The organism is Echinicola rosea (genome assembly GCF_005281475.1).
GTDB lineage: Bacteria > Bacteroidota > Bacteroidia > Cytophagales > Cyclobacteriaceae > Echinicola > Echinicola rosea.
Genome location: NZ_CP040106.1, coordinates 128286 through 142160 on the forward strand (window position 1 = coordinate 128286; position 13875 = coordinate 142160).

General features: G+C 43.3%; 12 protein-coding genes. 6 read left to right on the top strand and 6 right to left on the bottom strand.

Annotated elements, in window-relative coordinates; all coding sequences use genetic code 11:
• The first annotated feature begins 415 nt into the window (after nt 1–415).
• Nucleotides 416–1687: a glutamyl-tRNA reductase gene (hemA, locus tag FDP09_RS00625; protein ID WP_137400823.1), complete on the top strand. Its 1272-nt coding sequence runs from the start codon at nt 416–418 to the stop codon at nt 1685–1687.
• A 153-nt stretch (nt 1688–1840) separates the two neighbouring features.
• Nucleotides 1841–3409, top strand: a complete 1569-nt coding sequence (locus tag FDP09_RS00630) for a WG repeat-containing protein (protein WP_137400824.1) — start codon at nt 1841–1843, stop codon at nt 3407–3409.
• A 328-nt stretch (nt 3410–3737) separates the two neighbouring features.
• Here FDP09_RS00630 and floA read toward each other — a convergent pair whose 3' ends face one another.
• The 3 genes from floA to proS all read right to left on the bottom strand — a co-directional run bounded on the left by floA (nt 3738) and on the right by proS (nt 6889).
• On the bottom strand, nt 3738–4745 hold the full coding sequence (gene floA, locus FDP09_RS00635; protein ID WP_137400825.1) for a flotillin-like protein FloA: 1008 nt from the start codon (nt 4743–4745) through the stop codon (nt 3738–3740).
• Nucleotides 4746–4751: 6 nt separating this feature from the next.
• Complete coding sequence (locus tag FDP09_RS00640) at nt 4752–5210, bottom strand: NfeD family protein (protein ID WP_137400826.1); 459 nt, start codon at nt 5208–5210, stop codon at nt 4752–4754.
• Between the two features lie 197 nt (nt 5211–5407).
• The gene (proS, locus tag FDP09_RS00645; RefSeq protein WP_137400827.1) at nt 5408–6889 is read right to left on the bottom strand and encodes a proline--tRNA ligase; all 1482 of its coding nucleotides are present in this window, start codon (nt 6887–6889) and stop codon (nt 5408–5410) included.
• A 132-nt stretch (nt 6890–7021) separates the two neighbouring features.
• Between proS and FDP09_RS00650 the strand changes: the two genes are divergently transcribed.
• Nucleotides 7022–8338, top strand: a complete 1317-nt coding sequence (locus tag FDP09_RS00650) for a hypothetical protein (protein ID WP_137400828.1) — start codon at nt 7022–7024, stop codon at nt 8336–8338.
• A 114-nt stretch (nt 8339–8452) separates the two neighbouring features.
• Nucleotides 8453–9952, top strand: a complete 1500-nt coding sequence (locus FDP09_RS00655; protein WP_229683293.1) for an OmpP1/FadL family transporter — start codon at nt 8453–8455, stop codon at nt 9950–9952.
• Here the strand turns inward: FDP09_RS00655 and FDP09_RS00660 are convergent.
• The 3 genes from FDP09_RS00660 to FDP09_RS00670 are packed head-to-tail and all read right to left on the bottom strand — an operon-like array spanning nt 9942 to nt 12107.
• Nucleotides 9942–10472: a shikimate kinase gene (locus tag FDP09_RS00660; RefSeq protein WP_137400829.1), complete on the bottom strand. Its 531-nt coding sequence runs from the start codon at nt 10470–10472 to the stop codon at nt 9942–9944. The genes FDP09_RS00655 and FDP09_RS00660 overlap by 11 nt on opposite strands.
• 2 nt (nt 10473–10474) lie before the next feature.
• Nucleotides 10475–11563 carry a BT_3928 family protein gene (locus FDP09_RS00665; protein WP_137400830.1) on the bottom strand — a complete coding sequence of 363 codons (1089 nt, stop codon included), beginning with the start codon at nt 11561–11563 and terminating at the stop codon, nt 10475–10477.
• Nucleotides 11556–12107, bottom strand: coding sequence for a DUF1599 domain-containing protein (locus FDP09_RS00670; protein ID WP_137400831.1), 552 nt, complete (start codon nt 12105–12107; stop codon nt 11556–11558). Before FDP09_RS00670 ends, FDP09_RS00665 begins: the two co-directional genes overlap by 8 nt.
• Nucleotides 12108–12124: 17 nt before the next feature.
• Here FDP09_RS00670 and folP point away from each other — a divergent pair, with 17 nt between their 5' ends.
• Together folP and cdaA are read left to right on the top strand one after the other, a co-directional pair.
• Nucleotides 12125–13009 (top strand): dihydropteroate synthase, encoded by an 885-nt coding sequence (gene folP, locus FDP09_RS00675; RefSeq protein WP_137400832.1) that lies wholly within the window; start codon nt 12125–12127, stop codon nt 13007–13009.
• Nucleotides 13006–13872 carry a diadenylate cyclase CdaA gene (gene cdaA, locus FDP09_RS00680; protein ID WP_137400833.1) on the top strand — a complete coding sequence of 289 codons (867 nt, stop codon included), beginning with the start codon at nt 13006–13008 and terminating at the stop codon, nt 13870–13872. Before folP ends, cdaA begins: the two co-directional genes overlap by 4 nt.
• Nucleotides 13873–13875: the final 3 nt, after the last annotated feature.

Sequence of the window (13875 nt, forward strand, 5' to 3'; positions counted from 1 at the left end):
GGCCTATCTATTGCGAACTGACACTACTTCAAAATCAGTCGCTTCGCTGCTGATTTCGATATCACCATAGCCATGCTATGACTCAATCTCCAAACAGCCAAATTTCCTTGTAGCTTCAGTTCTTCCCGATAGCTATTGGGACAGGCCATAACGATTCCTAAAGCATAAAGCAGGTTAAAAAATCAACACTGACACAAACAATTTATTGGCCGATGTCTATTTATAGACATCATCTGTTATCATAAAATAAACATATTGGAATTATTTCCAAAGTTTTGCCATTATTGTATTGTAAAACGCCCAAAAAATCACCCAACCCACTATTTAGACAGATTTTAAATTAATAAGAGCTTGCAGAAATAATTCATTTCGTGGAGTTTCTGTAATAAATTTGCAATGTATAAAAGTACCAATAATGCAGCATAAGTTTAGTGCCATAAGTCTTTCCTATAAAAATGCCCCCGTAGAAATCAGGGAAATTATAGCATTGGACGACAAGGCCATCCAATCCCTCTTGATAAAATTGAAGGAGTTTTTCAATGTGAAAGACACCCTTATTTTGTCTACCTGTAACAGGACAGAGGTGTATTATGCACATGAACTGGACCTTAGCACTGAGATCATCAAACTGATCGGTACTGAAAAAGGACTGCACAATGTCGTCTCCTACCTGGAATATTTCACCATTATCCAAGATGACAAAAAAGCCATTGAGCACCTTTTTAAGGTCTCCATGGGACTAGAAGCTCAAGTGGTCGGCGACATGCAAATCTCCAACCAAGTAAAAAGAGCATATCAAGCATCTGCGGATTTGGAAATGGCCGGTCCTTTCCTTCATCGTTTGATGCACACCATTTTCTTTACCAACAAGCGTGTGGTTCAGGAGACTGCCTTCAGGGATGGTGCCGCTTCTGTCTCGTATGCAGCAGTAGAACTGATAGAGGAGATCACCTCAAACACCATCAATCCGAGAATATTGCTTGTAGGACTTGGCGAAATCGGTGAAGACGTGGCCAAAAACATGGTTTACATCCCACAAGCAGAGGTCACCATTACCAACAGGACGCACGAAAAAGCCGTCCAAATGGGTGCAGAACTTGGATATAAAGTCATTCCTTTCGAGGAGGTACACAGTGCCATGCAGGAGGCAGATGTAGTGGTTTCATCCATTTCATCCTCACAGCCATTTATTACGAAAAACCTGGTAAAGGCATTTGATATAAAAAGCTATAAACTTTTTGTGGACATGTCTGTACCGCGCAGCATTGAGACCACTGTCGAAGATGTTCCAGGGGTTCTGCTCTATAACGTGGACAACATCCAAAGCAAGACCACTGAAGCTTTGGAAAAAAGACTTGCAGCGGTGCCAAAAGTAGAGAACATCATTAGCGAGAGCATCGAGGAGTTTTTTAGCTGGAAGAAAGAAATGATGGTATCACCGACCATCAACAAACTCAAAAATGCCCTGGAGCAAATCCGAATGGAGGAACTGGAGCGTTACATGAAAAATGCCAGCAAAGAAGAATATGCTGTCATCGATAAAATCACCAAAAGCATGATGCAAAAAATCATCAAAGTCCCGGTGGTTCAATTAAAAGCTGCCTGCAAAAAAGATGAAGCAGAAGAAATGATCGGAATTATTTCTGATCTTTTTGATTTGGAAAAAGAAAACTCCAAGCATTCATAATTATACACAAAAGTAAAGAGACGACTATTTTAAAACATCTGGAGCGGATTTTACATCAAATTTGTCCCAGGTGTTTTTCTTTGTTTATGCGGCATTTTTTGAAAAACACCTGCTTTCAGCTTACTTTAGTGACAAAATAAAAACGCTACTTCAATGTCAACAGTAATCGGGAAATGGACCATAGTCCTTTGTTTGTTTTTAGCATCTATTGGGGTTGCACCTGCCCAGATGTACGAAGTGTACAACCCACAATTGGAACTCATCCAAAAAATAAACAATGATCATATTTTTCTACTGAGCGAGTCCATCCGAGTAAGTGACAAAGACCAGCAGCTCAAACTGCTCAATCATAGTTACGAACCATTCCTTGAGCTGGAAGGGTCATCAATCTACCAGTACCTTAGCCCTTGGATCCTGGTAGAGCAAGACGGCAAACTGGGCGCCTATCATGAATATGGTGAGCAGATCATGAAGCCGGAATACGACCATATTGACACACGTTATAATGAGCTTCTCGGCCGTAGGGGCAATACCTTCTACCATTACGACATTGGCACCAAAATCCTGAAATCACTCGGTTCCTTCCAAGACGCCAAAATCGCCAAAAACGGACAAATTATAGCCAAAGTCCCTGCCGGCTATCAATTACCACTATCTGATGACCCACAACGCATTTACCAGCATTTAGAATCAGCCTCCAACGGGGCTATCCTATCTCATGAAAGCAATGGATACGGCCTGATCAATAGACACGGTGATTACATCCTGAAGCCTATTTTGGACACGTTAATACACCTCGAGGAAGAATTCTTTTTCGGCTATAATGAAAATCAATACATGCTCATCAAAGCCACAGAAGATGATGCAGAAATCAAATACAGCAGCTATCATAAAATTGCATTGGAAAACGATGTCATTCTAGAATACATCCATGGCCGCCTCAGAAGGATCATGAAAAATGATGGCATACTACTGGATATCATGGGCATGGCAGACGTGAACCGGCTCGATGCTGACCATTATAATGTCTATTTCAAAAATGGAAAGGTAGGCCTTCTGGACAGCAAAGGGGTATGGCAGGTCGTCCCTGCAGATAGCATCACCTCTATTCAGCCAGGCAACGCGGAGCGCTACGGAGCATTACATGGCAGGTTCTATGGATATGTAAACCGGGCAGGAAAATGGGTGATCCCCAACACATATGAAGGAACTGGACGATTTTCAGAAGGGCTGGCCGCCGTAAAATCAGAAGGATCATGGGGATACATTGACACCCACGGCAGCATGGTCATAACACCCCAATACGACGACGCAGGCGAATTCCATAATGGATTGGCAATCGTCAAAAGAGATGGAAAATCCAACCTGATCGACCAAAGTGGAAAGGAAATTTTGTCGTCATACTACCAGCACATTGACCGTTCTGACGACCACTACTACATCACCGAAAACAATGGAATGTATGGAATGGTCGATCCCACCGGTAAAGAAATCGTCCCCCCCATTTTCCAATCCGTGAGACGGGAAGGCTACGACCGAATCATCGTACAGAAAAACGGACGGTTTGGCATTATCAATGAAGCAGGGGAAGCACTTTTGCCCGTCTATTACCAAGACATCATCATTGACAATAGCGCTCAAAAGATCCTTGCTGAAGACCTCTACAAACCTGTAATCACAGAAGAGGGCGAAAAAGGCAAAAAGAAAAAGAAAAGAAGCTAAGCCCAGATCAAGCGTAAAAGTATCGGACAGGCTGTTTTCTTAATGGCAAAACCACGGATAAATAAAAATGCCACAAAGTCCCAAGGGCTCCAAGTGCTTGTCTAACCTGCCCTCAAAGGAATTCAAAATTGCTTAACGCCTTAGCTCCTTGGTGGTGCATCATTGTTCCTGTAAAGAAATTTCCGAGCACAGAAATACGGCTTGCCCCCTTGGCCCGAAAAAAGATCGGTCATCAATATTCAGCTACAACTGAATACTGATGACCGTCCTCATTTTACCGCATCCCGAGTCTCAAGTAGAACTTGGGACACCTACATATTGTTCCCGTCTATTTTTTATCTCCTTTGGACTTATCGCTGCCTTTTCCTTCGTCGGGCTTGGCGATAGCGTCCCTCATATCCGTATCGGATTTAATGTTTTCCATTTTGTAATAATCCATGACACCGAGGTTTCCGGACCTAAAAGCCTCCGCCAAAGCCTTGGGTACCTCCGCTTCAGCTTCGACCACCTTGGCCCTCATTTCCACATTACGGGCTTTCATTTCCTGCTCTAGCGCCACCGCCATCGCCCTTCTTTCCTCTGCCTTAGCTTCTGCCACTTTAAGGTCAGCCGAAGCTTGGTCAATTTGCAGTTTGGCACCAATATTCGTCCCAACATCTATATCGGCGATGTCAATGGACAATATTTCAAACGCCGTTCCTGCATCCAATCCACGTTGCAGCACTAGCTTGGAGATTTTATCCGGATTTTCCAATACGCTCTTGTGCGTAGCTGCCGAGCCAATGGAAGTCACAATCCCTTCACCTACCCTGGCCAAAATCGTATCTTCCCCAGAACCACCGACCAACTGGGCAATATTCGCACGAACGGTCACCCTGGCTTTGGCGATCAACTGGATACCGTCTGCCGCTACCGCCGCCACATTGGGGGTATTGATCACTTTGGGATTTACAGAAATCTGTACCGCCTCAAACACATCCCTACCCGCCAAATCAATCGCTGTGGCTTGCTTAAAACTCAAGGTAATATTGGCCTTATCGGCGGATATCAAAGCCCTAATGACATTTGGAACATTCCCCCCTGCCAAGTAATGTGTCTCCAACTCATTGGTGGTCAGGGCAAGTCCTGCCTTGGTCGCTGTAATCAATGAATTGACAATAACACTGGGCGGAACTTTTCGGATCCTCATCCCGATCAGTTCCCCAATTCCTACTTTCACATTGGCAAAAATCGCTGTAATCCACAGGTTTACCGGCACAAAATAAAGGAAGATGAACAATAAAATCAGTCCTCCAAAAGCTGCAATTAAAATAATTGCCGAGTTAGCTATTTCCATAGTTGCTTATTTAATGATAATTCTGTTGTATTCAAGTTGCTGGATTTCGACATCTTGGCCTGCAGGGATAAACCCAGAATTGGATTTTACTTCATATATGGTATCTCCAAATTCAGCTTTGCCATAAGGCTTGATATCGGAAACCGTTTTTCCCCTAAGTCCTACTTGTAGTCCATCCAAACGATTGTCATAGGTACGGCTTGAGATGGTCTCTTTCAGCGAAAACCGCTTCCACACACCCGATTTGAATCCGTAAAAAATCACCCCAACATTGGCAATTGCCGTAAGGCCGAGCACCCAAAGGGCTGTCGATGAGTCGTAATTTACAAAAGTAAAATAAACGCCAAGTGCACTAAAGGCCAATCCCAAAATACCCACTACGGTGGTTCCCGGAACAAAAATCACTTCCATAAGGATCAGGATCAAGCCCAACACCAATAATCCAAGAATAAGTGCCCAAGTCATGGTTTGTTGTTAATTGTTCTGCTCAAATTAGATAGATTTTTTGGATTTAAGAAATCCGCCCATCTAAAAATCATTTACCTGTACTCATCCTTTTTATCCGGGGTTTATTCCTCACTTAACTTGGCAGCAATACCTCCCCGCAGCGGGGAGGTATTAAAATCAACTCCGATTACTTCCATCTTGAAACTGGTATCAAGTTAATAAGCTTTGGCAAACAGCACCCTTCCGCTGGAAGGATTACCTGTCAGTACACATTTACCATCCTCTTTCACTTGGTCCAGGGGAACACAGCGAATGGTGGCCTTGGTCAGTTCTTTGATTTTTTCCTCGGTCTCGGGGGTACCATCCCAGTGTGCAGACACAAAGCCGCCTTTTCCTTCAAGGACTTGCTGGAATTCCTCCCAAGTATCCACTGTCGTGGTATTCTCTTCACGGAATTGCGATGCCTTTTCGTAAATGTTCGTCTGGATCTCGTTCAGCTTTGAGGAAATGTATTCGCCTATCTCTACTTCACCCAAATTGACCATTTCCTTGGACAATGTATCCCTACGGGCAATTTCTATGGTATTATTGGCAAGGTCCCTTGGCCCCATGGCGATCCTTAGCGGCACCCCTTTCAGCTCATATTCTGCAAATTTCCATCCTGGTTTATGGGTATCACGATGATCAAAATGCACAGAAATGCCCAATGGCTTTAACTTATCCATGATTTCATGGGCCTTTTCTTCCACTGCCTGCAATTCCTCTTCACTTCTGAAAATCGGTACGATCACCACTTGGATCGGTGCCAATTTGGGAGGCAGGACCAGACCGTTATCATCAGAATGCGCCATGATCAAGGCTCCCATCAAGCGCGTACTCACGCCCCATGATGTCCCCCATACATGCTCTAGGCCTCCTTGTTTGGTGGCAAACTTTACGTCAAAAGCATTGGCAAAGTTCTGTCCCAGAAAATGCGATGTACCTGCCTGCAATGCTTTGCCATCCTGCATCATTGCTTCGATACAATACGTCTCCTCTGCTCCAGCAAAACGCTCACTGGCAGTTTTAATGCCTTTCACCACTGGTACCCCCATGTATTCCTCCGCAAACTGCGCGTAGATATTCATCATTAACTCCGTCTCCTCAACGGCCTCTTCACGGGTAGCATGGGCGGTATGGCCTTCTTGCCATAAAAATTCAGCTGTCCGCAAAAACAGCCTGGTCCGCATTTCCCATCTAACAACGTTGGCCCACTGGTTTACTTTTAGTGGCAAGTCCCGGTAAGACTGGATCCAATTTCGATAAGTACTCCAGATCACGGTCTCTGAAGTAGGCCGTACGATCAATTCCTCCTCCAGTTTGGCTTCCGGATCCACGACCACTCCTTTGCCCTCTTCATCATTCTTTAAGCGATAGTGTGTCACCACAGCACATTCCTTTGCAAACCCCTCCACATGACTGGCTTCTTTGGACAAATAGGATTTTGGGATGAACAAAGGGAAATAGGCATTGCTATGTCCAGTGTCCTTAAACATCTTATCCAGTTGCTGCTGCATTTTTTCCCAAATGGAATAGCCATATGGCTTGATCACCATGCATCCTCTAACAGCGGAATTCTCCGCCAGATCAGCCCTTTTTACCAATTCATTGTACCACTGTGAGTAGTCCTCACTTCTTTTAGGCAGTCCTTTGCTCATGAGTAAAATTTGTTGTTTTCGAAAAACTCTTTAACTTTCGTCCCTATTTTGGGGAGCAAATATAATTTAAAAAAATATAACCCTCCTCCCATGAACACGTATATAGTGTTACGAGTTGTAAACTAAATGATTATGAAGAAAAATACCTCATACCGTTATCTTTCTCTCCTGGCAGCTATAGGGTTGGTTTCCTGTAGCAGCAGTTATAGTGCTATGCAAGGAGAAACAGATGACCTCTACTTTATGGCATCTGATGATGCAGTGGTTACCTCCAATGCTGTAACTAACAATACGCCTGAAAGTTTTGATAGTTATCAACAGGTAAGTGCTGCTAATCAATACCAGCAAGAGAGTTTTTCTGCCAAAAATGTCAATCCAGAATATGTTGCGAAATATCAGGTACAGAATGATACAGTGCCTGACGACGAAATCGTATATTTCGATGATAATACTTCTACCCAAAGTTCTACCACAGATGCTGAGGGGAATGTAAACGTTTATAATAACTTTTACGGTTACAATGATCCCAATGGATCCAGTAGCCGAAATGCATGGAACTCATGGTCTCCTTACATGTCCATGAACATGATGTATGGCCCCATGGGTTTTTACCCAGGCATGGGCATGGGAATGGGCTTCTATGATCCTTTCTGGGGACCGGGGTTTGGCTTTAGACCAGGCTTCAGCATGTCCATCGGATTTGGGATAGGATTCGGCATGGGCGGATGGGGATACAATCCCTACAGTCCTTTTTATGATCCTTTCTGGGGTCCTCGATATGCATATGGTGGTGGATTTTATGGCGGTTACTATGGTGGCGGATATTATGGTCGCCCGATCATCGTAAACAACATTTACAATGGAGAAAGTCGTCAGATTGTCAGAGCTGCAAGATCGAGCAGAGGCAGCACCTCTCCTAACAGGGTGGTCAGAAGAAGTGCCGCTGAACCTAGCACCTCTCGTGCTTTGGCCCGCAGAAGTGCGGTAAGCAGGGTGGATGGCAACAGATCAAGAAGTGATTTCAGCAGGTCTGAAAACGACTACATGAATGGAAGAAGCCGTGTAGCATCTGCATCATCAAGCAGAAGGGCTACCAATTCAGCGGTCATGACCCGCCCTAGTAGTTCAGAAAGATCCAGAAGCGCTTATACCCCACGCTCTTCCAACAGCAGAAGGGAAGTCTCAACTCGTCCATCAAGTACCAGTAGATCACGATCAAGCTATTCTACTCCTTCAAGAACCAGAAGCACCTCTCCTTCTTATAATTCCAGAAGTAGAAGTTCTTCAAACAGTAGGACATATTCTACACCAAGTAGAACCAGATCAAACAGCAGTTACACTCCATCCAGAAGTAGCAGTAGCAGTCGAAGCTACAGCAGCGGCTCGTCATCCAGGAGCTCAGGAGGCGCAAGCCGTAGTTCTGGAGGATCAAGAAGAGGGGGAAATTAATCCCCCTTTTTTTACCACTTTTTCTTCTATCAACGTTATTTAATCAGAACCTTATTAGCAAAACTTTGAACAGCTATCTGCATGGCTGAATGGAATCATATTATTTAAGAGAATATGAAAATTATTAAAACAACTATTTTGGGGATTGGTTTTCTTCTTGGAGCCTCCTCGATTTCACCCGTAATAGCCCAAACCCTTGAAGATGCCTTAAGGTATAGCCAGTATAATGCTACTGGTTCTGCTAGGGTAATGGGAATCGGAGGAAGCCAGTTTGCCATTGGCGGAGATGTATCAAACATTTCTGGAAACCCTGCTGGGCTTGGTTTTTTCAGAAAATCCGAGTTTAGCTTTACGCCTTCTTATGGAAACTGGAAATCTACCTCATCCTTTATGGATCAACCTCAAGTGGACAACAAAGGAAACTTTGCACTGCCCAATATCAGTATTGTCATGGCTAAGGTAAAGGATCCGCTGAACCAGGATGCGTGGAGAGGACACTCTTTCGGCATCAGCTTTAACAGGATCAGCAATTTCAACAACACATTTGGCTATTATTCCACAATAGGAAGCCCCTCTTCATTACTTGATTATTACGCTGATGATTATAACATGTATGGAGAACCCGCTATCGGTGATCCTGCTGGTCTTCCATTGGATGTTGAATTGGTAATCAATGAAGGAGGAACGTTCTATCCTTCTGATTACACCTATAACCCCAATGATGATGGCTCACCAAACTACGATAATCCAATAGCCCCGTTTCAAGATGAGTTGATCGAAAATGAAGGAAACCTTAGCCAGATTACTTTTGCCTATGGTGGGAATTACAAAAACAAACTATTTATTGGAGGGTCAGTCGGCATTACTTCCATTAATTACACCTCCCGTAAAGTATTCAATGAACAATTCATAGACCAGGATGAAAACAACTCATTGTACTATTCTTTAGCAGAAAACCTTTATCATAGTGGAGCGGGAGTCAATTTAAACCTTGGGTTGATTTACAAACCAATAGACCAAATCAATATCGGCGCATCCTTTAGCTCACCTACTTGGGCCAGGTATGATGAAGAATTCGACTCTGACATCATTGCTGAATTTTATGACCTTAATGGTAACCCAGAAGCAGAAGACCAAGCATACAGCGATATATTTGTATCTTCCATCAACCTTACTACCCCAATGAGACTGAGTGGTGGAGTAGCATTCTTCATCAACAAAAACGGTTTTATCACTGCTGATGTGGATTACCTGAATTATTCGTCCATGAATCTTTCTTCCTCTGATTACAGGTTAGATGCAGCCAATGAAAACATCGACAACACGATGGGCAACGTCTTAAATTATCGCATTGGTGGTGAATGGCGGATCAATATGTTCAGGTTGAGAGCTGGCACAGCTTTATATGGGGATCCTTACAAAGACTCGGAATTAGACCGTTCCAAAACCCAATTCACCGGAGGGGTAGGCGTAAAACTGGCAAAAATGTACGTGGATCTGGGCATTGTGCACAGTCAATTTGACTCATACTATACCTCTTATCCAGGAGCTGAACTGACTACTATCGACAATTCAAACACGCAAGGTCTTCTCACCCTTGGATTCAATTTCTAAAAAAACTCATCAATTCCGATATCAAATGCTCAGTGGAGATATCATCTCCGCTGAGCATTATTTTTGCCTGTTCATAATACATTTCCCTATCGGCCAAAAGATCCTGAAGCTTTAGCCTTATCTCAGTGGTATCCATTCCTCTAAACATCGGCCGTTTATCTGCTTCATTCTTCGTCAGCCGCAAAAGCAGCTGCTCAACGCTCACATTTAGGAACACAGAAATACCGTATCGGTTGATCAGCTCCATGTTTTCATTAAAACAAGGGGCACCACCTCCTGTCGAAAGTAGAAACGAAGCATCCTTTTTCAGAAGTTTTTCGATCACCTTGGTTTCCAGACGCCGAAAATAACCCTCACCTTCATTCATAAAAATCTCGGGAATACTCTTGGTTTCCTCCCTAACGATCTCCTCATCCAAGTCATAAAAATCAAACCCCAACTGTCTTGCGACAGCTTTTCCCAGCGTGGATTTTCCACTACCGGGCATCCCTACCAAAACGATTTTTGCGGAATTATCCATTTTTATTGGTAATTATTTTTCACTTCCTCCAGGCTAGGAGCATTATTAATATGATATTTCTTCAGGACGGTGCCGTCTTGTAGCAGCACTACCCCCGGGTTAGAGCGTATGATGGTCTTGAGGACTGTGGCATCACCAAAATAATAGGGCACATTCCAATCCTGTGCCTCCATTACTTGCTCTATTTCATCTGCCGCCGTTGCCGTGACTAACACCGTTTCTACTCCTTCGACATCCATGATGACATCCAAGTTGCCAAGCTTATCCGCATCCATCTTATCATAACTGCTGATCAAAATCAACAATTTGTTCCCGCTCAATATCTCCTCAGTAAAGTCCCCTTCGTCATTCCATACGCCAAAATCAGCTATCTTCGGCAGTGCATCAGGGTTCTTCAGCTGCATGTCCACAAATTCATAACTCTCATCGGAGGGATACTCATCCAAGACCACCTCCTCACCGTTCTTTTTCATAACATAGCGGTACTCCAATGCTCCGGATGGCTGCATGGCTTCTGGGATATTAACACCTTCCTTATACGCTCTAAAATCAATGAAAGGCAAATTACGAATGGCCAATACGGACAGAACAAAACATGCCAACGCACTCCCTGCGACCACAACAGAAGTAGCTTTTGAGGTACCGTTCGGTAGATCTTTCCTGAAAATAAACAGCACCCCAATCATCACTATCAACACAACATCCTTGTAAAAGCTCTGCCAGGGTGTAAGCTTGATCGCATCACCAAAACAACCACAGTCGGTCACCTTGTTAAAATAGGCCGAATAAAAGGTCAGAAACGTAAAAAAGAGGATCATTACCAATAAAAGGCTCACGGTAAGGTTTCGCTTGAAGTTTAATAGCAACATAATCCCCAAAACCACTTCCAGTACAATCAAAAAAACGGACAGCTCAAGCGAAAATGGCTTAAACACCTCGAAAAATGAGGCAATGTCATTTGAAAATACTTCGAAATATTCCTCAAGTTTAATGGAGGTTCCCACTGGATCGTTTACTTTGATCAGACCTGAAAAAACAAAAAGTCCTCCAACCAAAAACCTGAACAGGGTCAGTATGATTTTTTTAAGCATGCTCTTGTTCGTTTAGCTTGATGAGACAAAAGATGGCATAATTAATCATGTCCTGATAATTGGCATCCACCCCTTCAGAAGCAAGGGTTTTGCCGCTATTGTCTTCTATTTGTTTTACACGGTATAGTTTCATCAAAATGATATCCGTCATGGAAGACACCCGCATATCTCGCCAGGCTTCTCCATAATCGTGGTTTTTGTTTTCCAGTAGCCCCCTCGTGGCATCTACCCACTTTTCATACAACGGCTCAAGCTCCTCATACCCAAGATCCAGCCGTTCATCATTTTTTAAATCCAGCTGGATCAAGGCAATCAAACAGTAATTGATAATGCCAATAAATTCGTCTTGAACAGGATCTTGAACGCGTTGGGTCCCTTTATCTTGGATGGAACGAATACGCTGGGCCTTGATAAAAATCTGGTCTGTAATGGACGGTAAGCGCAACACTCTCCAAGCCGTCCCATAATCGACGGTTTTCTTCTTAAAAAGTTCTTTACAAAGGGTAATAACTTGATTATATTCGCTAACAGTTTGCGTTTTCAAAGCAATGAATGATTTTAATGAAAGATACTCCGAACTTATCTTCAGAGACCGAAGATAAATTATTTCCCTCAAAAATAACACTCCAAATCAAAGGAAAGCTCATTCTATTGGATGATCCTTGTGTAATGGGCATTCTCAATGTCACACCGGATTCTTTTTTTTCTGAAAGCCGTATCAGCAGTGACGAAAATCAGTTGCTTCAAAAGGCAGAAAAGCTACTTGGTGAAGGTGCTTCAATACTTGACTTGGGAGGATATAGCAGCAGGCCTGGCGCTGCCGAAGTCACCACAGAAGATGAGGTAAAACGGATTGTGCCCGCTGTTAAAGCCATAAAAAAACAATTTCCCACTTCCATCCTATCAGTGGACACGTTTAGACACGAGGTGGCGGAGGCCGCTTTTGCTGAAGGGGCCGACATCATAAACGATATTTCCGGAGGGGAATTGGATGCAGAAATGATTCCTACAGTCGCAAAACTAAACATTCCCTATATCTGTATGCATATGCGCGGAAATCCTGCAACCATGCAGGACAAAACGGAGTATAATAACCTAGAAAAAGATATTTTATTGTTTTTTAACGAAAAATTGAACCAATGTCATAAAGCTGGCATTAAAGATGTAATAATTGATCCAGGGTTTGGTTTTGCTAAAAATTTAGCACAAAATTATAGGATTCTTAAAAATTTATCTTATTTTAAGACTATAAAAAGCCCTATATTAGCTGGTGTCTCCAGAAAATCTATGATTTATAAAATTTTGGGTGTATCACCTGAGAAGGCACTGAATGGCACCACAGCCCTCAATATGACTGCGCTCCTAAACGGAGCTAAAATATTAAGAGTACACGACGTAAAAGAAGCTACTGAAACCGTAAAATTATATAAACAACTTTACCCTTGAATCTACTTTTCAAAATAGGATTTTTAGACATTTCCATCGTCAATATTATAGACATTACCTTGGTAAGTATCCTGATTTACCAAGTCTATAAATTGATGCGAGGCAGTGTGGCCATAAAAATCTTTCTAGGGTTCTTGTCTATATACCTGGTCTATTTGGTGGTCAATGCAGCAAGAATGGAGTTGCTTTCCAGTATTTTGGGGCAGTTTATGGGGGTAGGTGTCATCGCCGCTATCATTCTTTTCGCACCTGAAATACGAAAATTCCTGTTGATCATCGGCAGAAGCTCTATCCTTTCGAATGAAAATGTACTCCAAGAGCTCCTTTTCTGGAGAAAAAAGGAAACCAACGCATTTAACATCACCCCAATCATCGAGGCCTGCAAATCGCTCTCAGGTACCAGTACCGGTGCGTTGATGGTGGTTTCTCGAAATACAGAGCTTAAATTCTACGCAGAAAGCGGAGACTTGATTGATGCCATCGTTTCTAAACGATTACTGATCAGTATTTTTAATAAATACAGCCCGCTGCATGATGGTGCAGTGATCCTTTACAATGGCAAGGTAAAAGCGGCCAGGTGCATCTTACCGGTAACAGAAAAAGAGGTCCCGGCCAAGTTTGGCCTTCGTCACCGTGCGGCAATCGGTATGTCCGAAGCTACGGATACCCTGGTACTGATCGTGTCGGAAGAGACGGGCCAGGTTTCTATGGCAAAAAACGGCAATATCCTCCACAACCTTTCTTTCCAAGAAGTGCGCGAGATGCTCAACAACTACCTTACCGGCGTAGATATCGACGATAAATTTGAAATGATCAGTCCCTTTACGAACAGAAAGCTTAAATCCCGTCCTGCTGAGGCGTAGGTG

What these genes read in the sequence shown, in the direction of transcription:
- FDP09_RS00650 (WP_137400828.1), top strand. Translation starts at nt 7,022, where the DNA reads ATGAAGAAAAATACCTCATACCGTTATCTTTCTCTCCTGGCAGCTATA.
- FDP09_RS00655 (WP_229683293.1), top strand. Translation starts at nt 8,453, where the DNA reads ATGAAAATTATTAAAACAACTATTTTGGGGATTGGTTTTCTTCTTGGA.
- proS (WP_137400827.1), bottom strand. Translation starts at nt 6,889, where the DNA reads ATGAGCAAAGGACTGCCTAAAAGAAGTGAGGACTACTCACAGTGGTAC.
- FDP09_RS00665 (WP_137400830.1), bottom strand. Translation starts at nt 11,563, where the DNA reads ATGCTTAAAAAAATCATACTGACCCTGTTCAGGTTTTTGGTTGGAGGA.
- FDP09_RS00640 (WP_137400826.1), bottom strand. Translation starts at nt 5,210, where the DNA reads ATGACTTGGGCACTTATTCTTGGATTATTGGTGTTGGGCTTGATCCTG.
- FDP09_RS00630 (WP_137400824.1), top strand. Translation starts at nt 1,841, where the DNA reads ATGTCAACAGTAATCGGGAAATGGACCATAGTCCTTTGTTTGTTTTTA.
- hemA (WP_137400823.1), top strand. Translation starts at nt 416, where the DNA reads ATGCAGCATAAGTTTAGTGCCATAAGTCTTTCCTATAAAAATGCCCCC.
- folP (WP_137400832.1), top strand. Translation starts at nt 12,125, where the DNA reads ATGAAAGATACTCCGAACTTATCTTCAGAGACCGAAGATAAATTATTT.
- FDP09_RS00660 (WP_137400829.1), bottom strand. Translation starts at nt 10,472, where the DNA reads ATGGATAATTCCGCAAAAATCGTTTTGGTAGGGATGCCCGGTAGTGGA.
- floA (WP_137400825.1), bottom strand. Translation starts at nt 4,745, where the DNA reads ATGGAAATAGCTAACTCGGCAATTATTTTAATTGCAGCTTTTGGAGGA.